The sequence below is a fragment of the Pandoraea horticolens genome (assembly GCF_902459555.1).
GTDB classification, from domain to species: domain Bacteria; phylum Pseudomonadota; class Gammaproteobacteria; order Burkholderiales; family Burkholderiaceae; genus Pandoraea; species Pandoraea horticolens.
In genome coordinates this window covers 47,306-69,396 of record NZ_CABPSM010000003.1, presented here as the reverse complement: position 1 = coordinate 69,396, position 22,091 = coordinate 47,306, and the positions used below count along the sequence as shown (strand labels likewise).

The 22,091-nt window shown below is 64.8% G+C and carries 15 protein-coding genes; 11 read left to right on the top strand and 4 right to left on the bottom strand.

Annotation, left to right across the window (positions count from 1 at the left end):
* Positions 1 to 72: 72 nt before the first annotated feature.
* Positions 73 to 2,961: a bifunctional [glutamate--ammonia ligase]-adenylyl-L-tyrosine phosphorylase/[glutamate--ammonia-ligase] adenylyltransferase gene (glnE, locus tag PHO31112_RS06975; protein WP_150619846.1), complete on the bottom strand. Its 2,889-nt coding sequence runs from the start codon at positions 2,959 to 2,961 to the stop codon at positions 73 to 75.
* A gap of 173 nt (positions 2,962 to 3,134) precedes the next feature.
* Here glnE and PHO31112_RS06970 point away from each other — a divergent pair, with 173 nt between their 5' ends.
* From PHO31112_RS06970 to aroG, 4 genes are all read left to right on the top strand, one after another.
* Positions 3,135 to 7,550 (top strand): YhdP family protein, encoded by a 4,416-nt coding sequence (locus PHO31112_RS06970; RefSeq protein WP_150619845.1) that lies wholly within the window; start codon positions 3,135 to 3,137, stop codon positions 7,548 to 7,550.
* Between the two features lie 82 nt (positions 7,551 to 7,632).
* On the top strand, positions 7,633 to 8,490 hold the full coding sequence (locus PHO31112_RS06965) for a carbon-nitrogen hydrolase family protein (protein ID WP_150619844.1): 858 nt from the start codon (positions 7,633 to 7,635) through the stop codon (positions 8,488 to 8,490).
* 53 nt (positions 8,491 to 8,543) lie between these two features.
* Positions 8,544 to 10,004: a metalloprotease TldD gene (gene tldD, locus PHO31112_RS06960; protein ID WP_150619843.1), complete on the top strand. Its 1,461-nt coding sequence runs from the start codon at positions 8,544 to 8,546 to the stop codon at positions 10,002 to 10,004.
* 456 nt (positions 10,005 to 10,460) lie between these two features.
* A complete protein-coding gene (gene aroG, locus PHO31112_RS06955) occupies positions 10,461 to 11,534 on the top strand; it encodes a 3-deoxy-7-phosphoheptulonate synthase AroG (protein WP_150619842.1) in 1,074 nt (357 codons plus the stop codon).
* 66 nt (positions 11,535 to 11,600) lie between these two features.
* Here the strand turns inward: aroG and PHO31112_RS06950 are convergent, their stop codons facing one another.
* Complete coding sequence (locus PHO31112_RS06950; RefSeq protein WP_150619841.1) at positions 11,601 to 12,164, bottom strand: cob(I)yrinic acid a,c-diamide adenosyltransferase; 564 nt, start codon at positions 12,162 to 12,164, stop codon at positions 11,601 to 11,603.
* 345 nt (positions 12,165 to 12,509) lie between these two features.
* On the opposite strand from PHO31112_RS06950, the gene PHO31112_RS06945 reads away from it, so the two are divergent.
* The 4 genes from PHO31112_RS06945 to glcE are packed head-to-tail and all read left to right on the top strand — an operon-like array spanning position 12,510 to position 17,427.
* On the top strand, positions 12,510 to 13,931 hold the full coding sequence (locus PHO31112_RS06945) for an FAD-binding oxidoreductase (RefSeq protein WP_150619840.1): 1,422 nt from the start codon (positions 12,510 to 12,512) through the stop codon (positions 13,929 to 13,931).
* Positions 13,932 to 13,938: 7 nt separating this feature from the next.
* A complete protein-coding gene (locus PHO31112_RS06940) occupies positions 13,939 to 15,474 on the top strand; it encodes an FAD-linked oxidase C-terminal domain-containing protein (RefSeq protein WP_174995591.1) in 1,536 nt (511 codons plus the stop codon).
* A gap of 1 nt (position 15,475) precedes the next feature.
* A complete protein-coding gene (locus PHO31112_RS06935) occupies positions 15,476 to 16,345 on the top strand; it encodes an ion transporter (protein WP_150619839.1) in 870 nt (289 codons plus the stop codon).
* A complete protein-coding gene (gene glcE, locus PHO31112_RS06930) occupies positions 16,345 to 17,427 on the top strand; it encodes a glycolate oxidase subunit GlcE (protein ID WP_150619838.1) in 1,083 nt (360 codons plus the stop codon). The genes PHO31112_RS06935 and glcE overlap by 1 nt, the downstream gene beginning before the upstream one ends.
* Before the next feature lie 72 nt (positions 17,428 to 17,499).
* Here the strand turns inward: glcE and PHO31112_RS06925 are convergent, their stop codons facing one another.
* Positions 17,500 to 19,047 carry an aminotransferase-like domain-containing protein gene (locus PHO31112_RS06925; protein WP_246177815.1) on the bottom strand — a complete coding sequence of 516 codons (1,548 nt, stop codon included), beginning with the start codon at positions 19,045 to 19,047 and terminating at the stop codon, positions 17,500 to 17,502.
* Positions 19,048 to 19,223: 176 nt separating this feature from the next.
* Between PHO31112_RS06925 and PHO31112_RS06920 the strand changes: the two genes are divergently transcribed.
* Positions 19,224 to 19,670, top strand: a complete 447-nt coding sequence (locus tag PHO31112_RS06920) for a hypothetical protein (protein ID WP_150619837.1) — start codon at positions 19,224 to 19,226, stop codon at positions 19,668 to 19,670.
* Between the two features lie 58 nt (positions 19,671 to 19,728).
* Here PHO31112_RS06920 and PHO31112_RS06915 read toward each other — a convergent pair whose 3' ends face one another.
* Positions 19,729 to 20,226 (bottom strand): glutathione peroxidase, encoded by a 498-nt coding sequence (locus PHO31112_RS06915; RefSeq protein ID WP_150619836.1) that lies wholly within the window; start codon positions 20,224 to 20,226, stop codon positions 19,729 to 19,731.
* A gap of 238 nt (positions 20,227 to 20,464) precedes the next feature.
* On the opposite strand from PHO31112_RS06915, the gene PHO31112_RS06910 reads away from it, so the two are divergent.
* The gene (locus PHO31112_RS06910; protein WP_150619835.1) at positions 20,465 to 21,178 is read left to right on the top strand and encodes a YggS family pyridoxal phosphate-dependent enzyme; all 714 of its coding nucleotides are present in this window, start codon (positions 20,465 to 20,467) and stop codon (positions 21,176 to 21,178) included.
* Between the two features lie 82 nt (positions 21,179 to 21,260).
* Positions 21,261 to 22,073, top strand: coding sequence for a pyrroline-5-carboxylate reductase (gene proC / locus PHO31112_RS06905; protein ID WP_150619834.1), 813 nt, complete (start codon positions 21,261 to 21,263; stop codon positions 22,071 to 22,073).
* Positions 22,074 to 22,091 lie beyond the last annotated feature (18 nt).

The window sequence follows — 22,091 nt, the reverse complement described above, 5'->3', positions numbered from 1 at the left end:
GCGCGGCGTGCATCACAAGTCGCAAATCGCAGGCAACGTCGTCACGGGCGTCGTCCCCGCCGCCCGCAAGCATCATCCGCCGGATATCAGACCGGCCCCCGCTTCCGAAAACACCGAATCCCACAACGCCATAACGGCCTCGCGTTCGGCCTCGATATCGGCCGCGGGCACGCGCGCCGCTTCCACACCATCGAGCCGCAGCTTGTGCTGACGCTTGCGATACGTCCGATAAGCGGCAGCGGCATCGTCGGCAAGTTTCGCGTCGATCAATCCGAGCCGGGCCGCTTCGCGAAGTAGCGCGATGTTGCCCGCATTGCGCAGCAGCGCCGGATGCGCGCTCGAATACAGCAGCACCAGATACTGCACGGTGAACTCGATGTCGACCATGCCACCCCGGTCGTGCTTCAGATCGAAGAGATTGCCGGGATTCGGGTGCCCCTCCAACACCTTGCGTCGCATCGCCACGATTTCCTGCGCGAGCGGCAACGCCTCGCGCGGCGTGGCGAGCACCTGGGCACGGATGTTCTCGAACGCAGCGCCAATAGCCTGGTCGCCGGCGCAGAAGCGCGCGCGTGTGAGCGCCTGATGCTCCCAGACCCATGCGGTATTCGCATTGCCCTCACGGAATTGATACTGGCGGAAGCTCTCGATGTTGGTCACCAACAGGCCCGACAAACCGTTGGGTCGCAACCGCAGATCGACGTCGAAGAGCATGCCCGCGCCCGTGTGCGTGGTGAGCCACGTCACGAACCGGCGGGCGAGCGCGGCGTAAGCGTCTGGCGCGCGATCGTCGTCATCGTCGTAAAGGAAGATCAGATCGAGATCGGACGCGTAGCCCAGTTCCTTGCCACCGAGCTTGCCGTAGGCGACGACGGCGAACTTCGGCACCTCCCGGTGGCGTGTCGCCACGTGCGGCCAGACGGTCGAGATCGTCACATCGACGATGATGTCGGCCAACTCCGAGAGTCGATCGCCAATCGCTTCGACCGACAGCGTGCCCTGCAAATCGAGCAGCAGAATGCGGAACACTTCGGCGTGATGTGCGCGCCGCAGAATATCCATCTGCACTTCGACGTTGCCCGATGCTCCTGCCGCGTTCAGGCTCAGCAGAAGCTGCGTCTTGAAAGACGGCCAGTCGAACGGCGCCGCGAGCGCTTCGTCGTCGAGCAATTCGTCGAGCAATTGCGGATGGCTAATCAGATAGCCGGCCGCCCAACGCGAGCCGGCCAACACCTTGACCACACGCTCCAGCGCACGCGGATACTCCGTGAGAAGCGCCAGATACGAACTGCGGCGGCTGATGGTCGAGAGCAGATCGAGCATGCGCGCGAGCACCGCGTCGGCTTCGACCGTGCCGGCCGCCCCTTCCACGGCGCGCTGCACGAGTTGGTCGAAGCGCCGCCGGCTGATCTCGCCCAGCGCCTTGTAGCGCGACGACGTCCACACGGCGCGCAGGCGATCGAGCGCCCCTTCGGGGTCGGCAAACCCGAGACGCGTAAGCTGATTGCCGAGATCGCCCGTCTGCGTCTCGTCGGCGAGGCATTCGCTCCACAGCTCGGGTGGACATTCGCAGTCGCCCGTGCCGGACGCCCCTTTCTTCCCGCCTTTCTGTCCGCTGCCGCCCGCCTTATCCGCGAAGATCTCGTCGAACTGCGCAGCGACGAATTCGCGATGCTCGTCGAGCACCGTCATGAAACTCGCTTCGTCCGGGAACCCCATCGCACGAGCAACCGCGAGACGATCCTCGCCGGCGCTGGGGAGGATGTGCGTTTGCGCATCGTCCAGATACTGAATGCGGTGTTCGAGCTTGCGCAGGAAGACGTAGGCGTTCGCCAATTCGTCGGCAACATTCTGCGCGAGCCACCCGCGCCGTGCCGCCACGCCCAGCACGGCAAGCGTCGGCCGCACGCGCAGTTCCGGTTCTTGACCGCCCCGGATCAACTGGAACACTTGCGCCGAGAATTCCACCTCTCGAATGCCGCCACGCCCGAGCTTGATGTCGTTGATGCGAGCGGGTTTGGCCCGCGCGCGACGCTCCGCTTCGTGGCGGATCTGCTCGTGCAACGCCCGAATCGCGCCGATCACACCGTAATCCAGATAACGACGGAACACGAACGGCTGGACGAGCGACGTCAACAGCCGCTCGGCGCGCTTGCCCGGCTCGCTGGCCAACTCGGAGACGAGACGGCCCTTGATCCACGCATAGCGCTCCCACTCGCGCCCCTGCACATAGAAATATTCTTCGAGCATCGGCAGACTGCACACCAACGGCCCCGAATCGCCATTCGGACGCAGACGCATGTCCACGCGAAACACATAGCCGTCTGACGTGAGTTCGGAAATCATGCCGATCAGCTTGCGGCCGAGCTTCGTGAAGAATTCATGGTTCGACAGCAGCCGCAGACGGTTCGCTGCGGCCGGATCGGCATCGTCGGGGGCCGACGTGTCGCCGTCGTCTTCATATAGGAAGATCAGATCGATGTCCGACGAAACGTTCAGTTCGCGTCCGCCGAGCTTGCCCATCCCCACCACGCTCAGCGTCTGGCGCTCGCCTTCGGCATTGCGCGGCACGCCGTGAATGGCTTCCAGTTCGCGCGACAGTACTGCGATACCTGCCTGCACGGCGAACTCGGCCAGTGCCGTCATGGCTTCGGTGACCTCGGACAATTCGGCACGACCGTCCAGATCGCGCTGCATGACGGCGCACAACGCTTCGATGCGCAAGACCCGCAACGCCCGGGTGAGGCCCGCCTCGTCAACGCCCGATACCCCGCAGGCTTGCTCGGGCGGCGAGAGCACGGTGCCGGTAATGGCTTCAAAGCGGCGCGCGAGCCAGCGCGCGTCCACGGGGTGCTCTGCCAGCGCGGGCAACGCCTCGGCGAGCGCGGGGCGGCTCGCGAGCATTCGCGCCGCATAGCGCGAGTACGACGGGATTTCGATCGGGTTTTCGGGTGAACTCACTGGCGGGGTTCCGGTCAGCAATGAGGATGAAGAGACTTTCGCATGCTTACCGAGGCGCGATGAAACGCCGGATCACATGTCTGTTTCTCCTACGGCTTGGCCTTCGGAGCGTCTTGAGCTTGTGTTACAGTCTTTGCCACAGAAACTACCACATTCCTTCGTAGACGCGCAGCATGACCGACCGTAAGCCGCCCGCCTCGCCGACTGCGACCCGGTCCTGGTTCTCGTCACTGCCGCGTGGCTTGCGCCTGGGTCTGGAATGGCTGCTGGCGCTCATCGTCATCGGCTATTTCGGGCTGGGCGCCGTCGTGCTCGCAACCCGGTACGTCATCCTTCCGCGTGTGTCGGATTACCGCCCGCAAATCGAGGCGGCCGCGACGCGCGCCATTGGCCTGCCCGTCACCATCGGCCGCGTCGACGCCGTCTGGCGCGGCTGGCACCCCTACCTCACGCTCGACGAAGTGCGCATCATGCGCGCCGCGCCCAGTGCACCGCCCGAGGCCTCTGCGATTCCCCGCGGAGCCACACCGGTGCCGAGCGCGCGCCGGACGGCGCCATACGAGGCGTCCGGCGCATCGGGGCCTGTGGCGTCGGGCAATCCGCCTGGTGCGACTCATGCATCGGGAGCGCCGCCCGGCGCGCCACCGCCCGTCGAACCCAGCCTGACGCTGCACCGTCTCGACGCCGTGCTCTCGTGGACCAGCCTGATCCATTTCGACCTGCGTCTGTCGAGCCTCACGCTGTACGAACCGGATGTCACCGTCGAGCGGCTCGCCGACGGCACGATCCTCGTCGCAGGCATCCCCGTCGCCGGTAACGGCGGCGCGACCAACACCCAGGCAGCCGACTGGCTCATGCGTCAGGCACGCATCGTTGTACGCAACGGCACCGTGCGCTGGCGCGACGCCACACGCGATGTACCCGAGGGGGTCGTCTCGCAGGTCAATGCGATGCTGCGCAATCGCGGCTTCGAGCATCGCTTCGGCATGCAGGCGAATCCGCCGCCGGGCATCGTCGCGCCGCTCGACATTCGTGCGCGTTTCACCAATCCGCTGTTCACTCGCCCCAGTGAAATCAAACGCTGGCGCGGTCAGATCTACGGCGATATCGGCACGCTCGATCTGGCGGAGTTGGCCCGTTACGTCGATCTGCCGGGCAAGGGGTCGCGCGGCCGTGTCGCCGCACGCGCATGGGTCGATTTCGACAGCGGGACGCTCACGGGAGCCACACTGCGCACCGCCGGCGAGAACACCTCGGTGCACTTGGCCGACGACCTGCCGCCACTCACCTTCGACGCGACACAGGGCCGAATCGACGTGACCCGTGCAGGACCGCAGGCCAACGCCGGCTGGAATCTGCGCGCACGCGATCTGACGTTGCAGGCCACGGGCCGTCCGGCGCTCGATATCCCCGACCTGCACGGCACCTATATCCCCGGCACCGATACGCGCGGTCTGCATGTGACGCTCGCGGGTCCGCGCTTCGACATCGGCGCCGCCATGGCGCTCATGCCGTCGCTGCCCGTCGACACGCAGACGCGCGACGCGCTCGCGAGCTTCCGGCCGCGCGGCCGCCTGGCCAATTTCGACATCAGCTATCAAGCGCCCAAGCCCCACGGCCCGGGCAATTGGCGCGATCTTCCGGGCATCAAGCAACTGCCGCCCGAACGCGATCGCTACCGTGTGGTGGCCGATTTTGAGTCGCTGGGCATCGACAGCGCGCCGAGCCAGCATCCGCCTGCGTCTCCCGACACCCCCAACGCGGGGCGCCCCGGCTTTGCCAATCTGAGCGGCCATATCGACGCGGATCAGTCGCGCGGCAACCTGACATTGAGCGCGAAGAACGCCACGCTCGATTTCCCCGGCCGCTTCGACCAGCCGCGCATCGACCTCGACACGTTCACCGCGCGCACGTCCTGGCGTGTGTCCTACTCGGCGACCAAGCACGACGCCCCGGCAGACGTGCAGGTGCAAGTCGATGCCCTGCATCTGCAAAACGCCGAATTGTCGGGCGATGTGAGCGGCACATGGCATAACGGCGGCAAAGGCAACGGCATCGTCGACCTGAAGGGCAGCATCGTGCGCGCGAACGCCAATGCGGTGCCTCGCTATCTGCCGACAGACATCGGTGCGAGCGTACGCGACTATTTGCAACGTGCCCTGCCCGCGGGCACCGTGCAGAACGCACCGTTCGCCGTGCAAGGCGATCTCGAGGACTTCCCGTACGGCAAGGGCGACGGCAAGTTCCGCCTCGACATCCCGCTGGCGGACGTCACCTTCAACCCCTCGCCATTGCGTCCTGGTCACACGGAAGTCTGGCCCGCCTTCGAGAAAGTACGCGGCAATCTGCGCTTCGATGCCGACAAGCTGCACATCGCCATCGACAGCGGCTCGGTCTTTGGCGTGACGCTCAGCCAGGTCCTGGGCGACATCAACGACATCGGACAAGACAACTCGGTGCTCACCCTCAAGGGCGACGCACGCGGCCCGGCCGCAGATTTCGTGAAGTACCTGAACAGCAGCCCGATAGGCCACTGGATCGGCGACTTCACCGACGAGACGCGCGCGAGCGGCACAACGCAGCTGGCGATGCAGTTGTCAATGCCGCTGGAGCACACCGACCGCACGAAGGTCACAGGACGCGCGCGGTTCCTGCGCAACGATGTCACGCTGCTCAGCGGGCTGCCGGCCTTCGGTGCGGTGGACGGCGAACTGGCCTTCACCGAACGCGGCATCTCGCTCGACAATCTGCGCGGCACGTTCCTCGGCGGCGACGTCCGCGCCTCGGGCGGCAGCCGCGACGACGGCACCATCGCCCTGAACATCAACGGCACGATGAGCGCGCAGGGACTGCGTGAGAACCGTGAGAACGCCACGCTGGCGCAATTGGCCAAGCGCATGACGGGCAGCACGCCCTACACCGCAGCGGTCACGGTGCGTCAGGGCATGACCGATGTGGCCGTGCAATCCACACTCGCCGGTCTGGCCGTGAACCTGCCCTCACCGCTCGGCAAGAGCGCCGAGACGGCGCTGCCCGCACGCTTCACGTTGCGCCCGCAGGCGAACCCAGGCGGGCGTCGCATCGATACGCTCGACTTCGCCATCGGCAGTGTGCAGGGCAACTACGTTCAGCAACGTGCCAGCGGCAATAGCGGACACGTCGAAGTGCTGCGCGGCGGTATCGGCATCAACCAGCCGGTGCCGGCCCCGCGCGAGGGCGTGCAGGTCGCCGCCCAGTTCGATACGCTCGACGTGGACGCGTGGCGCGGTGTGATCGCGGCGCTCAGCAGCGATGCGGTCACGCCCGGCGCACAAGGCACGCCGCCCGCGCCCGGCACCGCTCCCGCCTCCACGGCAGCCGCCGCACGCGACGAGTTCGGGGCGATCACGCCTTACCTGCCGACGCGTCTGGCGCTGCATGCCAGGCAGGTGCGCCTGATGTCGCGTCAGTGGCCGGAACTGGTTGTGGGGGCCCAGCGCAGTGATCGAGACTGGCAGGTGAGCCTGGCGTCCGAATTGGTCTCCGGCTTCGCCGAATGGCATGCCCCGGATGCGAAGAACCCGTCGGGCGCCATCCGCGCACGGCTGGCGAAACTGGTGATCCCGCGCGAAGACCAAGGCAGCGATGTGCTCACGCAAGTTCTCGACGAGCCGAGCGACGAATTCCCGGCCATCGATCTCGTCGCCAACGATTTCGTGCTGCGCAACAAACCGCTGGGCCGCCTGCAATTGAACGCGTACAACGATGTCGAGGACGGTGTGCCCGTGTGGCAGCTCACCAAGCTGGAACTGAGCAACAGCGCCGCCACGCTCGACGTCAAGGGCAACTGGCGCACGTCGCGCCGCCGCACGGCGGCAGCAGGCAGTGACGACGATGTGCCTCGGCGCACGGTGCTCGACTTCAATCTCAATGTAAAGGACGCGGGCGGGCTGCTTGATCGTCTGGGCCTGCCCAAGACCCTCAAGGACGGCTCGGGCACCGTCTCGGGCCGCTTCGGCTGGCGCGGCGGCCCCGACGCCATCGATTACCCCACGCTCGGCGGCAAGGTCGCGATCGACCTCAAGCGCGGGCAGATTCTGAAGGCCGACCCCGGACTGGCCAAGCTGCTGGGCATTCTGTCGGTGCAGACGCTCGCCAAGATCCTGACGTTCGACTTCAACAGCGTGATCGGCAGCGGCCTGCCGTTCGACAGCATCGAAGGCAATGCCACCATGCAAGCCGGTGTGGCGAACACCGATGATCTGACCATCAATTCCAGTACGGCGACGATCAAGATCAACGGGCACACCGACCTCGCCCGCGAGACGCAGGACCTGAACGTGCTGGTGCTGCCGAAGATCAATGCGGCGTCGGCGTCGCTCGCGTGGGCCATCGTCAACCCCGCGCTGGGCATCGGCTCGTTCTTTGCGCAACTGGCGTTGGGCGAGCAGCTCTCGCGTACGCTCTCGACGACCTATCATGTGACCGGTTCCTGGGACAATCCGGTCATCGGACAGTCCAGCGGCAATAAGAGTAAGATCGACGCATCCCCGGTCGCTCGGCCTGAGGCGCCAAACAGCGTCCCGCCGATCGGTATACCCGGCAACTGAGCGCATCCGGAGGCTTCCGAAACGCTCCGCTTGAAACGCCTGTAAGCCCGACACGGTTACCCGCTCCGAATCCAGCCATTACATGACGAGTCCCGACACGAAGTCAGCCGCCGTACCCACGCCCGCCGACGCCATTGCGCGCGTCGCGGCCGCGCAAATGGTGAGTGCCCCCGACGTCGAACGAAACCTCCGCGAAGCCGGCCGTCTGGTCGCCGAGGCGGCAGACGCCGGCGCGCAACTGGTGCTGCTGCCCGAGTACTTCTGCTACATGGGCCAGCGCGACACCGACAAGCTCGCCCTGCGCGAGACCCCGGGCGACGGGCCGATTCAGAACTTTCTCGCCGAGACGGCCCGCCGTCACGGCGTGTGGCTCATCGGCGGCACGCTGCCGCTGGCCGCGCCCGAACCGGAGCGCGTGCTCAACACCACGCTGGTCTTCGGCCCCGACGGTACGCCGGCCGCGCGTTACGACAAGATTCACCTGTTCAACTTCGTCAAAGGCGAAGAAGCCTACGATGAAGCGCGCACCATTCGGCCAGGCGATGCCGTATGCACGTTTGAAGCGCCGTTCGGGCGCGTGGGCCTGTCGGTCTGCTACGACCTGCGTTTTCCCGAGTTGTACCGTGCCATGGGCGACTGTACGCTCATGGTCGTACCCGCCGCCTTTACCTACACGACGGGCCGCGCGCACTGGGAACTCCTGCTGCGCGCGCGGGCCATCGAGAACCAGTGTTACGTGCTGGCGTCCGCGCAGGGCGGACACCACGAAAACGGGCGGCGCACCTGGGGGCATTCCATGCTGATCGACCCGTGGGGCGACATCGTCGCCCAGCGAGAAGCGGACGGCGCCGGCGTGGTCATTGGCGACATCGACCCGGCCCGGTTGGCCGGCGTGCGTCAGAGCCTGCCCGCGTGGCGGCATCGCGTGCTGCAAGGTTGATTTCCCCGATTCCGCCCTCATTTACCGAATACATTTCCTTGGCCTGACACCGCATGAAAATCATCGATACCGGCATCCAGAACCTGGCCACGGCCCGCGAGCTGCTGCTCACGCCGTACGGCCTCGACGAAAGCCACCTGCAACGCGCACTTGGCGACATCTTCACGCACCGCGTGGACTACGCCGACCTGTACTTCCAGTACACGCGCAGCGAAGCGTGGAGCCTCGAGGAAGGCATCGTGAAATCAGGTTCGTTCTCGATCGATCAGGGCGTGGGCGTGCGCGCCATCGTGGGCGACCGCACCGCATTCGCCTACTCCGACGACATCTCCGACATCGCCCTGAAGGACGCGGCCGCCGCCACGCGCAGCATCGCCACGGCCGGACGCGGACGCGTGAAGGTCGGCAGCAAGCTCGCCAACGCCGCCGGTAACGGGCTCTACCTGCCGTCCGATCCGCTGGCCTCGCTCGACGCCAACGGTAAGGTGGCATTGCTCGAGCGCATCGAAAAGCTGGCCCGTGCGCGCGATCCGCGCGTGCAGCAAGTCATGGCCGGTCTGGCCGGGGAATACGACGTCGTGCTGGTGGCGCGCAGCGACGGCGTGATCGCCGCCGACGTGCGCCCGCTCGTGCGCGTGTCGGTCACCGTCATCGTCGAATCCAACGGACGCCGCGAAATCGGCACCAGCGGCGGCGGCGCACGCCTCGATTACGCTTATTTCACTGACGATCTGCTCGAAAAGTACGTCCAGGAAGCGGTAGACGGCGCCATCGTCAAACTCGACGCGCGCCCGGCGCCGGCCGGTGCGATGACCGTCGTGCTCGGACCGGGCTGGCCCGGCGTGCTGTTGCACGAAGCCATCGGTCACGGGCTGGAGGGCGACTTCAACCGCAAGGGTTCCTCGGCGTTCTCCGGACGCCTCGGCGAACGTGTGGCCGCCAAGGGCGTCACGGTCGTTGACGACGGCACGCTGTCGAACCGCCGCGGCTCGCTGAATATCGACGACGAAGGCAATGCGACGCAGTGCACCACGCTCATCGAAGACGGGATTCTGCGAGGCTACATGCAGGACAGCCTGAATGCGCGTCTGATGAAGATGCCGGTCACGGGTAACGGCCGCCGCGAGTCGTATGCCGCGCTGCCGATGCCGCGCATGACCAATACGTACATGCTTGGCGGCGACAAGGACCCCGAGGAAATCATCGCGTCGGTCAAGCATGGTCTGTATGCCGTGAACTTCGGCGGCGGACAGGTCGACATCACGAACGGCAAGTTCGTGTTCTCGATGTCCGAGGCTTACATGATCGAAGACGGCAAGATCACGTATCCCGTCAAGGGCGCCACGCTGATCGGCAACGGCCCCGAATCGCTCAAGGACGTGACGATGATCGGCAACGATATGTCGCTCGATTCGGGCGTCGGCGTGTGCGGCAAGGAAGGCCAGAGCGTGCCCGTGGGCGTTGGCCAGCCGACGCTGCGCATGGAAAACATGACCGTCGGCGGCACGGCGTAAGGCCGGCCGGCACGTCCGATGTCACGCGTCGGATGGCGCACCGCAGAAAATGCGTAAAGCATAGCAAAGCGCCCGGGGCAAACCGGGCGTTTTTGCGTATTGTTGGAATAATGCGCTTATTTGACGCAAATATACCAACCATGGCGCAGCATTTCCGCGCGTTTTCCTGCCGTTCAGCGGCCTCACACGGTTGCAGCGTCGTTCGATTAGGCGTATAAAGTTGTTCCAGTGCACGGCAAATGCTTGCAATGCAATGTCAACGACATCCCTCATGACCGCCAATAAGTTTTATTTTTACTTTTTTGCGAATCTCACACCGCTGGCGGAAGGAGAGGGGGAGTTGCAGCAGTAAGCACCGAAACGAATCCTGAAAAACCGCCAGCGAGTCTGGCGGTTTTTTTTTGACCCGCATCCCGAGAATCGCACCGCAGTCCGAACTGCCCAGGAGAAAAAAGCATGCCTCCCCACAACACCGATGATGTTCGTATTCGTGAACTCAAAGAACTGACGCCGCCGGCGCATTTGATTCGCGAGTACCCCTGCTCGGAAAAGAGCGCGGACCTCATCCATCGCACGCGCAGTGCCATTCACCGCGTGCTGCACGGTATGGATGACCGCCTCGTCGTCATCATCGGCCCGTGCTCGATCCACGATACGAAAGCCGCGCTGGAATATGCCGCGCGCCTGACCGAGCAGCGCGAGCGTCTGAAGGGCGAACTCGAGATCGTGATGCGCGTGTACTTCGAGAAGCCGCGCACGACGGTGGGCTGGAAGGGTCTGATCAACGACCCGCACATGGATAATAGCTTCAAGATCAACGACGGCCTGCGCCTCGCTCGCGAACTGCTCGCCCAGATCAACGCAATGGGGCTGCCGGCCGGTACGGAATACCTCGACATGATCAGCCCGCAGTACATCGCCGATCTCGTGTCGTGGGGCGCCATTGGCGCACGGACCACCGAATCGCAGGTGCACCGCGAACTGGCGTCGGGCCTGTCGTGCCCGGTCGGCTTCAAGAACGGCACGGACGGCAATGTGAAGATTGCCGTCGACGCCATCAAGGCCGCATCGCAGCCGCACCATTTCCTGTCGGTGACCAAGGGCGGCCATTCGGCCATCGTGTCGACATCAGGCAACGAGGACTGCCACCTGATCCTGCGCGGCGGCAAGACGCCCAACTACGATGCGGCCAGCGTGCAGATCGCGTGCGACGACATCGCCAAGTCGGGGTTGGCTGCACGTGTGATGATCGACGCGTCGCACGCCAACAGCCAGAAGAAGCACGAGAACCAGATCCCGGTGTGCGAGGACATCGCGCGCCAGATCGCCGGTGGCGACGACCGCATCATTGGCGTGATGGTCGAGTCGCACCTCGTTGCCGGCCGTCAGGACCACGTGCCGGGCAAGCCGCTGACCTACGGTCAGAGCATCACCGATGCCTGCATCGACTGGGAAGACAGCCTGAAGGTGCTCGATACGCTGGCGGACGCCGTGCGTGCACGCCGTCTGACTCGCGGCACGGGCAACTGATGTCGAGGGCGGCCCGGGGCCGCCCTTGTTTCAGTGGCAGCGGTGCAGTCAGAGCCGCACTGAGCCCTACTGCGCCCCGCCCTCGGCCCGGTCGCGCTTCCACAGCACGTCGGTGCCGCCGGCCGCGCGGTTCAGTACCCGGGCAAGCACGAACATCAGATCGGACAGACGATTGACGTACTGACGCGGCGCCGGGGCCACCGTCTCTTCGGCACCGAGCGCCACCATGGCGCGCTCGGCCCGGCGCGACACGGTCCGCACCACGTGCGCCAGCGCCGCGGCACGCGTGCCGCCCGGCAGAATGAATTCCTTCAGACTCGGCAGATCGGCGTTGTAGTGCGCCAGCCAGTCATCGAGCTTGGCCACCTGGGCATCGCCAAGCAACGTGTGACGCGGCATGCTCAATTCCCCGCCGAGATCGAACAGATCGTGCTGAATATCGAGCAGCATGGCGCGCACGTCCGGCGGCAGGTCTTCGCACAGCAACACGCCAATGTGTGAATTGGTCTCGTCGATCTCGCCGATGGCGATGATACGCAGGCTGAATTTGTCCACGCGTGCGCCGTCCCCAAGGCCGGTCTTGCCACCGTCGCCCGTGCGCGTGACGATCTTGCTCAAACGATTACCCATCTTCTGACACCTACCCCTTACGGCATATCTTGCCTGCCGGCGCCCCACGTTCGGCCGCCGGACGACCTGCCTTCTTTGATTGAAATTGACCACCGCGGCCCTCGCTGCTCATTTTTCAGGCAATTCCGATGGCATGCTTTGGCGGCAAGTCCGTATGATATGACGCAAAGGGTGGGGAAAAACGCCGTCACGGCGTAAAATCCTCGCTCATGAGGTGTCAGGGTGTGCGCCCGCCGAACCATTGACCGTCCGGCGTTGCTGGCCCATGCCCGAGACCCCACACCCGATATGGAGCCTGCCATCGCCTGCCGGCGTTGGCCGCCCGGAGACCCGAAGGAGAAAGCCGTGAATCACCCCCATCTGCCGTTCGCCGCCAAGCGTCCGTTTCCAGACGCCCTGCTCACCGAGTTGCAAGCCCTGCTGGGTGAGCGCGTGAGCACCAAGGAGGCGCTGCGCGAGCATCACGGCAGGGACGAGTCTCCGTTCGACCCCATGCTGCCCGACGCCGTCGCCTTCGCGCACAGCACCGACGAAGTCTCGCAGATCGTCAAACTGTGCGCCAAATACGACGTCCCCATCATTCCGTACGGCGCCGGCTCGTCGCTCGAAGGCCACCTGCTCGCCGTCGAGGGCGGTCTGTCGCTCGATCTCTCGGAAATGAATCAGGTCGTGTCGATCAATGCGGAAGACCTGACCGTCACCGCGCAGCCGGGCATCTCCCGCAAGGCGCTCAACGAAGCCCTGCGCGACACCGGCCTGTTCTTTCCGATCGACCCCGGCGCCGACGCCAGTATTGGCGGCATGTGTGCTACGCGCGCTTCCGGCACCAATGCCGTGCGTTACGGCACGATGCGCGAAAACGTACTCGCGCTGAGCGTCGTGCTCGCAGACGGCCGCGTGATCCACACCGGCACGCGTGCGCGCAAATCCTCCGCCGGTTACGACCTCACGCGCCTCTTCGTCGGCAGTGAAGGCACGCTGGGCATCATCACCGAGGCGACGGTGCGTCTGTATCCACAGCCGGAAGCCGTGTCGGCCGCGATCTGTTCGTTCCCCAGCATGACGGATGCAGTGAACTGCGTCATCCAGACGATTCAGTTGGGCGTGCCGGTGGCGCGCGTCGAGTTCGTCGATGCACTGGCCGTGCGCGCCATCAACAAGCATTCCAAGATGGAACTGCCCGAGACGCAAACGCTGTTCTTCGAATTCCACGGCAGCAATGCCGGCGTGAAGGAGCAGGCGGAGACCGTCGAAGAACTGGCCAGGGAAAACGGTGGCACCGGCTTCGAATGGGCCACGCGTACCGAAGACCGCAACCGTCTGTGGGCCGCGCGTCATAGCGCGTACTTCGCGATGCTCCAGCTCAAACCAGGCTGTCGCGCGGTCACGACGGACGTCTGCGTGCCGATCTCGCGTCTGGCCGAGTGTGTCAGCGAAACCGAGGAAGACCTGCGCGCGTCGAGCTTGCCATGCCCGATCGTGGGTCACGTCGGCGACGGCAATTTCCACGTGGCGATCCTCATTGATCCGGCCAAGCCCGAAGAGATCGAAGAGGCCGAACAGCTCAACCAGCGCATCGTCGAGCGCGCGATCCGCATGGGGGGCACGTGCACGGGCGAGCACGGTGTGGGCCTGCACAAGATGGGCTTTCTCGTGACCGAGCACGGCGAAGACGCCATCGATGTCATGCGCGCGATCAAGACCTCGCTCGATCCGCACAATCTGCTCAATCCGGGCAAGATTTTCCGGTTGCGCTCGGCGGGCTGAGCGCCGCATGAACGCGCCCGTCACCCCGCAAGGTCAATCCGGCCCGCCCCAGGCGGCTGCCGCGCCCGCTGACGCCGACGCCCTCGAAGCGCGTCGGCGTCAGCTGCTCGACGCGCTCACCCAGATCCTGCCGCCGCATTGCATTCTGCATCGCCGCGAAGACACCACGCCTTACGAGTGCGATGGTCTCGCCGCGTATCGCCGCGTGCCGCTCGCGGTCGTGCTGCCCGAGTCCGAATCGCAGGTCCAGCGCATTCTGCAAGCCTGCCATCAGTTGGGCATTCCGGTGGTGCCACGCGGCGCGGGCACGAGCCTCTCTGGCGGCGCGATGCCCATCTCCGATGGCCTGGTGCTCTCGCTCGCCAAGTTCAAGAAGATTGTCGAGATCGATCCTTACGCGCGAACGGCGACCGTGCAGCCGGGCGTTCGCAATCTGGCGATCTCGGAGGCGGCTGCGCCTTACGGCCTGTATTACGCACCTGATCCGTCGTCGCAGATCGCCTGCACCATCGGCGGCAATGTGGCGGAGAATTCGGGCGGTGTGCACTGCCTGAAGTACGGCCTGACGGTGCACAACGTGCTGCGCGTGCGTGCCATCACGATGTCCGGCGAAGCGATCGAATTCGGCTCGCTCGGCCCCGATGCGCCCGGACTCGACCTACTGTCGGTCTTCATTGGCAGTGAGGGGATGTTCGGCGTGGTGACGGAAATCACCGTCAAGCTGGTGCCCAAGGCACAGACAGCGCAGATGATCATGGCGAGCTTCGACGATGTGGAGACCGGTGGCAACGCCGTGGCGGCGATCATCGCGGCCGGCATCATCCCCGCCGGACTCGAAATGATGGACAAGCCGGCTACGCAAGCCGTCGAGGAGTTCGTTCACGCCGGATACGACCTTGAAGCGGCGGCGATCCTGCTGTGCGAATCGGACGGCACGCCGGAAGAAGTCGCCGAGGAGATCATGCGCATCTCCCATGTACTGCGCACGTCGGGCGCGACACGCTTGCAGATCTCCCGCAGTGAGGAAGAGCGCCTGCGCTTCTGGTCGGGACGCAAGAATGCGTTCCCTGCGGCCGGACGCATTTCGCCAGACTATTACTGCATGGATGGTACGATTCCTCGCCGGGCGATTGGGACGTTACTCAAACGCATCGAAGGTCTGGAACAACAATACGGATTGCGCTGTATTAACGTCTTTCACGCGGGAGACGGCAACATGCATCCGCTCATTCTTTTCAACGGCAACGACCTCGACGAATGGCATCGCGCCGAAGCGTTCGGTTGCGACATTCTCGAAGCGTGCGTCGAACTCGGCGGCACCATCACGGGCGAACACGGCGTGGGCATCGAAAAAATCAACTCGATGTGTGTGCAGTTCTCGGCTGAGGAGCGCGATGCCTTCTTCGGCGTGAAGCGCGCGTTCGATCCGGTCGGGCTGCTCAATCCGGACAAGGGAATTCCCACGCGAGCCCGTTGCGCCGAATACGGCAAGCTGCACGTGCGCGGCGGCCTGCTGCCGCACCCCGACCTGCCGAGGTTCTGATATGCGCCCGCTGTCAGATTGGATGCCGCACGATTGGCGGCAGCGGCTGTACATCATCATCTTCGAGGCCGATACACGCGAAGGGCGGCTGTTCGACATCGCGCTGCTTATCGCCATCGTGCTGTCGGTACTCACGGTAATCGTCTCAAGCGTGCCTGCCGTGCAGGCTACGGCGTCGCTGCCGATGGCGATTCTCGAATGGTTCTTTACCCTGCTCTTTACGGCCGAGTACATCGCGCGGCTGCTGAGCGCGCATCGACCGCTGCGTTACGCGCTGTCGTTCTACGGCATTATCGATCTGCTCTCCATTCTGCCGACGTATCTCGCGATTCTCGTGCCCGAACTGCATGGGCTGATCGACGTGCGTTTGCTGCGTCTGATGCGCGCGTTCCGAATTCTCAAGCTCACGGCGTATGTGAACGAAGCCGGCGTGCTCAGCATCGCGCTCTACAACGCGCGCCGCAAAATCCTCGTGTTTCTCGGATTCATCTCGATCATCGTGGTGATCTTCGGCACGCTCATGCACATCATCGAGGGACCGGAGCACGGCTTCACCAGCATTCCGGTGGGCATCTACTGGGCCATCGTCACGCTCACGACCACCGGCTATGGCGATGTGGTGCCGGTCACCGGACTGGGCAAGGCGATCACTGGGTTCGTGATGCTGCTCGGTTACAGCGTGATTGCGATTCCCACGGGCATCATGGGTGCGGAAATCCATTCGGTCATGCGCAAGAATGCCATCACCACGCGCACCTGCCAGCAATGCCTTACCGAAGGGCACGACGCCAATGCGAGCTACTGCAAGCACTGCGGCAGTGAGCTGCCCCCCTATCAATCCGACACGCCACCGCCGCCAGAACCGAGCTGATGACCGACACGAACGACACTCTCGAGAACTTCCGCGCCGTCATCGAACATGCCACGGCACGCCGTGCACCGCTTCAGCTTCGTGGCGGCGGCACCAAGGCGTGGTACGGCCAACAGCGCGTGGGGGACGTGCTCGACACACGCGCCTACAGCGGCATCGTGGCCTACGACCCGGCAGAGTTGGTCATCACGGCGCGCTGCGGCACGCCGCTCGCCGACATCGAGGCGGCGCTCGCCGAGCGTAATCAGTTGCTGCCCTTCGAGCCGCCCTACTTCGGGCCGGGCGCGACGATCGGCGGTGCGGTGGCGGCCGGGCTCGCCGGGCCTCGCCGTAGTGCCGTGGGTGCCGTGCGCGACTTCGTTCTCGGCGCCAAATTGATGGACGGGCGCGGTCATGTGCTGAACTTCGGCGGTCAGGTGATGAAGAACGTCGCGGGTTACGATGTCTCGCGCATGCTCGCCGGTTCGCTGGGCACGCTGGGCCTGATTCTCGAAGTGTCGCTCAAGGTGTTGCCGCAGCCGTTTGCCGAACTGACGCTGCAATTCGAAATGAACGCCGTTGATGCCGTGCGCAAGCTCAATGAATGGGGCGGGCAACCGTTGCCGATCACAGGCAGTGCTTGGCGCAACGATTTGCTGGTGATTCGTCTGGCGGGAGCATCGGCAGCGATCAAGGCCGCGCGCGTGAAAATGGGCGGGGAGTTGGTCGACGCCATTCACGCCGCCAAGTTCTGGCACGCGATCCGCGAGCAGACGGACAACTTCTTCGCCGATGCGGGACCGGGCCAGGCGCTGTGGCGTCTGGCCGTGCCGTCGACCGCCGAACCGCACCGCTTACCTGGCAAACAACTCATCGAGTGGGGCGGCGCACAGCGTTGGTGGATTACCGACGCCGACGCGCAGATCGTGCGATCGGCGGCGCGGCAAGACGGTGGACACGCCACGCTCTTCCGCTACGGTGAGCCCGGCGTGGGTGTGTTCACGCCCCTGCCCGCACCGCTCATGCGCATCCACCGCAATCTGAAGTCGGTGTTCGACCCGGCGGGCATCTTCAATCCGGGGCGGATGTATCCGGAGTTCTGAGCGCATTCACGGCAATATGCGGCGGTATGCCGCGATGTGCTGCGATGTGCCGGGCCTTACCCTCCCGGCCGCTCAGCCATTCGTATCCAGCAAGCGCGAGACTTCCGTCGCCAGTGTGCGCACCGCCTTCTCGACCTCTCGCGTGAACGGCTGACCGCCGTTGATGCGCAGGAAGTGGTCGTAGCGCGACGAGTTCGAGAAAAGACTGCCCGGCGCGACACGAATCCCCTTGGCGAGCGCCGCATCGAACAGTCGCTCCGAACTGACGCTGCCCGGCATTTCCACCCACAGGCTTAGTCCACCGGCAGGCAATGTCAGACGTGTGCCCGCCGGGAAATGGGTGGCGATCGCCTCTGCCATCGCCGCCCGATGCTCGCGTAGCTGCGCCCGCAAGCGGCGCAGGTGACGATCGTAACGAGGGGAATCCATGAATTCGCCCATCGCGATCTGCGCGAGCGCTTCGTTCGGGCGCGTCTGCGCGTACTTGAGCATCTCCACTCGCCACTGCCACTTGCCGCCCGCGATCCAGCCGAGCCGCATGCCCGGCGCCATCGTCTTGTGCAGCGATGCGCAGTGAATCACGTTGCCCGATGTATCCCATGAGCGGATGGCGGCCGGAATATTGCCATCATCGCCCAGCGCCGAGTAAGTGTCGTCTTCGATGATCGCCACGCCGCGCGACTCCGCCCACTTCACAAGCTGCGCCTTGTGCGAATCGGGCATGACCGACCCGAGCGGATTCTGGAAATGCGGCACGACGATCACGGCCTTGATGTTGTCGTAGGTCTCGCTCGCCAATTGAAGCGCTTCGAGCGAGATCCCCGTCTGCGGACTCGTGGGAATTTCGAGCGCCCGCATGCCCATGCTCTCCAGTGTTTGCAGCAGCGCGTAGTACGTCGGCGATTCGACGGCGACCACGTCGCCCGCTGATGCCACCGCACGCAACGCGAGATTGACCGCCTCGATACAGCCGTGCGTGACGACGATTTCCTCGGGATTGATGTTCATGCGCGCTTCGAGCGCGCGCCGGGCGATCGCGCAACGGAAACGCGCTTCTCCGCCACCGGGCGGCGGCGTGCCGTAGAGCAGCGGGTTGTCGCGCAACGCCCGGATGGTGGCCTGCTGAAGTTCGTTGACCGGGTAGAGCGACGGGGAGCCATGGGCGACCGCGAAATTGACTTTGACGTCCGCCTGAAGCCCCCTCGCGAGGATCGACGACACGCGCTGATTGATGCCCACGTACTGCATCAGATCGGGCACCCACGGACGCGGCTCGGCCACCGGCACGAGGCTCGCCCGGGCAGGTGTGCGCACGAAGTAACCCGAACGCGGACGTGCCTCGAGCACCCCCTGCGCCTCAAGATGACGGCACGTCTGCAAGGCCGTCGACAGACTGACCTGATGCCGCTCCATCAAGGTGCGCACACTCGGCATGCGGTCGCCCGGCACGAGCGTGCCCGCCTCGATGGCGTGGCGGTAATGGTCGGCTAGCTGACGATAAAGCGGCGTGCGATCCTCCGAAGCCGCTGGCGACGGCGTGGCGGCGGGAGATGCCTTCGGGGTGTCCGCGATGAGCGGCTCGGTGTCCGGGGCGGCGAGCGTGGGAGTAACGGCGTCCATGCGCAGATGATCGGATATTGCACGCGACCATAACAGATACAGATTCGTTGAATCGGCATCGTAACAGATTGCCGGAAGCCGCTCTGTTACGCGCGAAACAGCGCAACTGTGTGCCTACCGGGAGCGTCTGGCGACCGATACGCTGTACCCATCTGTTCAACACCCCGGAGCCCCTCATGGCAAAGCCCCAGTCGCCCCTCTTTTCCTCCGATTCGACGCGGGTACGAGATATCGGCGACGCCAGGCGCGCTGACTGGCCTCTGTCCTCGCCACGCGTCGCCTTGCCTGCCAACGCCGAAAGCGGCTCGCCTGCCCGGCTCCCGTCACACCTCTCGTTAGCACACGGGCAATCGTTTTACGCCTATATGGGCCTTGGCACGGTGCTCCATATCGAACGCGGGGATGTTCTGCTTACGGCAGCGCCGCGCTGGCTGGCGGCGAGCTTTTGGCGGAGCACCGTCCCGCTCTCAGCCGGACAGGTTCACGTTGTCGAGACCTCCGGCTGGGTGACGTTGAGCGCTGGCACGGGTGCCCGCATCGCCCTGCGTGAAGCGGCAGACGACTCCGCTCGTCCTGCCGCACTGCGCTCGCATGCCGCCCGTCTGCGGCAAGTCATTCGTTAACATTTCGGGTTTTGAGCCAGCCTGCCCGCCTGAGGACAGCCTGACGCGGACATCTCGCTCAGGCCGGCAGCAGCTTCTCGATGTCCGCACGGATGGCTTCGGGTTTCGCCGTCGGCGCATAACGCGCCACCACGTTGCCCTGCGCGTCGACGAGAAACTTCGTGAAATTCCACTTGATTGCCTTCGTCCCCAGCACGCCTCGCTTTTCCTGTGTGAGATAGGCGTAGAGCGGTGCGGCGTCCGGCCCTTTGACGTCGACCTTGGCGAACATCGGGAACGTGACGTGAAAGCGTAGATCGCAGAAGCTGCGAATGGCCTGTGCGTCGCCCGGCTCCTGCTTGCCGAACTGGTTGCACGGAAACGCGAGCACCTCGAAGCCGCGCGGGCCGAGTTGTTCGTAGAGCGTTTGCAGACCAGCGTACTGCGGCGTGAAGCCGCACTCGCTCGCCGTGTTGACGATCAGCAGCACCTTGCCACGGTACTGCGACAGGCTGACGGTTTCGCCCGACAGCGTCTGGACTGAAAAATCGTACACATGCTGCGAATTCGCGCTCATCTGTGGCTCCCTGTCGATGTTGGCACCGCAAAGTCTGCCACAAGCCGCGTGTCGTGACCGTTCGGCGTGCGTCAGGCGCACCGAACAGCGCAAACGGCGCGGGTAGCACCTCGTTTTTTCCGGGGTAGCACCTCGGGCGCAGGCACAGCTATAATCGTTGACCTGCAACGCCGTTGCAACGCCCCCCGCGCCAACGACACCGCCCTACAGACGCCCTACCGACGCCCGAACCTGCCTCATGTCGACCATCGCAGCACACCTCGACGACGTCCTCTCCCGGATCGCCCGTGCCACTGCCGACGCCGGCCGCCCGGCGGGTAGCGTGCATTTGCTCGCCGTCTCGAAGACGTTTGGCGCCGACGCCGTGCGCGAAGCGCTCGCCGCCGGACAGCGCGCTTTCGGCGAGAACTACGTGCAGGAGTCGCTCGACAAGATGGCCGCACTCTCAGGAGAGACGGTCGACGGCCAACCGCTCGAGTGGCATTTCATCGGCCCATTGCAAAGCAACAAGACGCGGCCGGTGGCGGAGCATTTCGACTGGGTGCATTCGGTCGATCGACTGAAGATCGCCGAACGACTGAGCGCCCAACGGCCAGCGAACCTCCCGCCCCTGCAAGTCTGCCTGCAAGTCAACATCAGCGGCGAAGCGAGCAAGAGCGGCGTCGCGCCTGCGGATGTGCCCGCGGTCGCGCGCGCCATCGCCGCCCTGCCGAATCTGCGATTGCGCGGCCTGATGGCAATTCCTGAACCCGAAGACGATCCGGCTCGCCAACGCGCACCGTTCAAGGCCGTACGCGAGTTGTTCGACGCGCTGCGCGCCAATGGACTAGCCCTCGACACGCTGTCGATGGGCATGTCAGGCGATCTCGAGGCGGCGATTGCCGAGGGTGCGACAATGGTGCGTATCGGCACCGCTATTTTCGGTGCGCGCGATTACGGCCCCCGGGCCTGATCGCGGCGCGCCCCGGCGGCGAGCGCCTCGTGACGGCTCGCCGCAGCAAGAGGTAATGACATACGCAACGCAAAGGATGGTTATGAGAATTGCATTCATCGGCGGCGGCAACATGGCCAATGCCCTGATCGGCGGACTCGTCAAGCGCGGCACTGCCCCGCGCGACATTCTCGCGATCGACGTCAACGAATCGACCCGTGAAAGCCTCGCCAAACAGTATGGCGTCGAGACCGCCAGCGCCCCCAATGATCGCCTGCGCGATTACGACACGCTCGTGCTGGCTGTCAAACCGCAAGTCCTCAAAGACGTCGCGCAAGCCCTCCAACCGCACCTGAACGGCCAACTGGTCATCAGCATTGCCGCGGGCATTCGTGCGTCCGATCTGGCGCGCTGGCTCGGCGGCCATAACCAGATCGTGCGCTGCATGCCGAACACGCCCGCACTGATCGGCATGGGCATCACCGGTCTGGCCGCGCTCTCGGGCGTCGATTCCGACCAGCGCAAGCGTGCCGAGAATGTGCTGGGCGCCGCAGGGCAAATCGTCTGGGTTCAAAAAGAAAGTCAGCTCGACGGCGTGACGGCGATCTCGGGCAGCGGTCCGGCATACGTGTTCTATTTCATCGAAGCGCTGGAGCAGGCAGCTCAGGAACTGGGCTTCACGCCCGAGCAGGGACGCCAGTTGGCCATCGCCACGTTCACCGGGGCATCGCAACTGGCCGCGCAATCGAGCGAGCCGGTGAGCGTGCTGCGTGAGCGCGTGACGTCCAAGGGCGGCACGACGTTTGCCGCGCTTAGCTCGTTCGAGCGCGACGCCATCAAGGCAGCCATCGTGCGCGGCGTCCATGCGGCGAACACCCGCGCCAAGGAACTCGGCGACGAGTTGGGCGACGCCTGACACACGCCCTTCAGACGC

Coding starts and splice junctions, on each gene's coding strand:
- PHO31112_RS06925 (WP_246177815.1), bottom strand. CDS start 19,047: ATGGACGCCGTTACTCCCACGCTCGCCGCCCCGGACACCGAGCCGCTC.
- PHO31112_RS06965 (WP_150619844.1), top strand. CDS start 7,633: ATGACGAGTCCCGACACGAAGTCAGCCGCCGTACCCACGCCCGCCGAC.
- PHO31112_RS06970 (WP_150619845.1), top strand. CDS start 3,135: ATGACCGACCGTAAGCCGCCCGCCTCGCCGACTGCGACCCGGTCCTGG.
- PHO31112_RS06940 (WP_174995591.1), top strand. CDS start 13,939: ATGAACGCGCCCGTCACCCCGCAAGGTCAATCCGGCCCGCCCCAGGCG.
- PHO31112_RS06915 (WP_150619836.1), bottom strand. CDS start 20,226: ATGAGCGCGAATTCGCAGCATGTGTACGATTTTTCAGTCCAGACGCTG.
- PHO31112_RS06920 (WP_150619837.1), top strand. CDS start 19,224: ATGGCAAAGCCCCAGTCGCCCCTCTTTTCCTCCGATTCGACGCGGGTA.
- glcE (WP_150619838.1), top strand. CDS start 16,345: ATGACCGACACGAACGACACTCTCGAGAACTTCCGCGCCGTCATCGAA.
- aroG (WP_150619842.1), top strand. CDS start 10,461: ATGCCTCCCCACAACACCGATGATGTTCGTATTCGTGAACTCAAAGAA.
- PHO31112_RS06935 (WP_150619839.1), top strand. CDS start 15,476: ATGCGCCCGCTGTCAGATTGGATGCCGCACGATTGGCGGCAGCGGCTG.
- tldD (WP_150619843.1), top strand. CDS start 8,544: ATGAAAATCATCGATACCGGCATCCAGAACCTGGCCACGGCCCGCGAG.
- PHO31112_RS06910 (WP_150619835.1), top strand. CDS start 20,465: ATGTCGACCATCGCAGCACACCTCGACGACGTCCTCTCCCGGATCGCC.
- PHO31112_RS06950 (WP_150619841.1), bottom strand. CDS start 12,164: ATGGGTAATCGTTTGAGCAAGATCGTCACGCGCACGGGCGACGGTGGC.
- proC (WP_150619834.1), top strand. CDS start 21,261: ATGAGAATTGCATTCATCGGCGGCGGCAACATGGCCAATGCCCTGATC.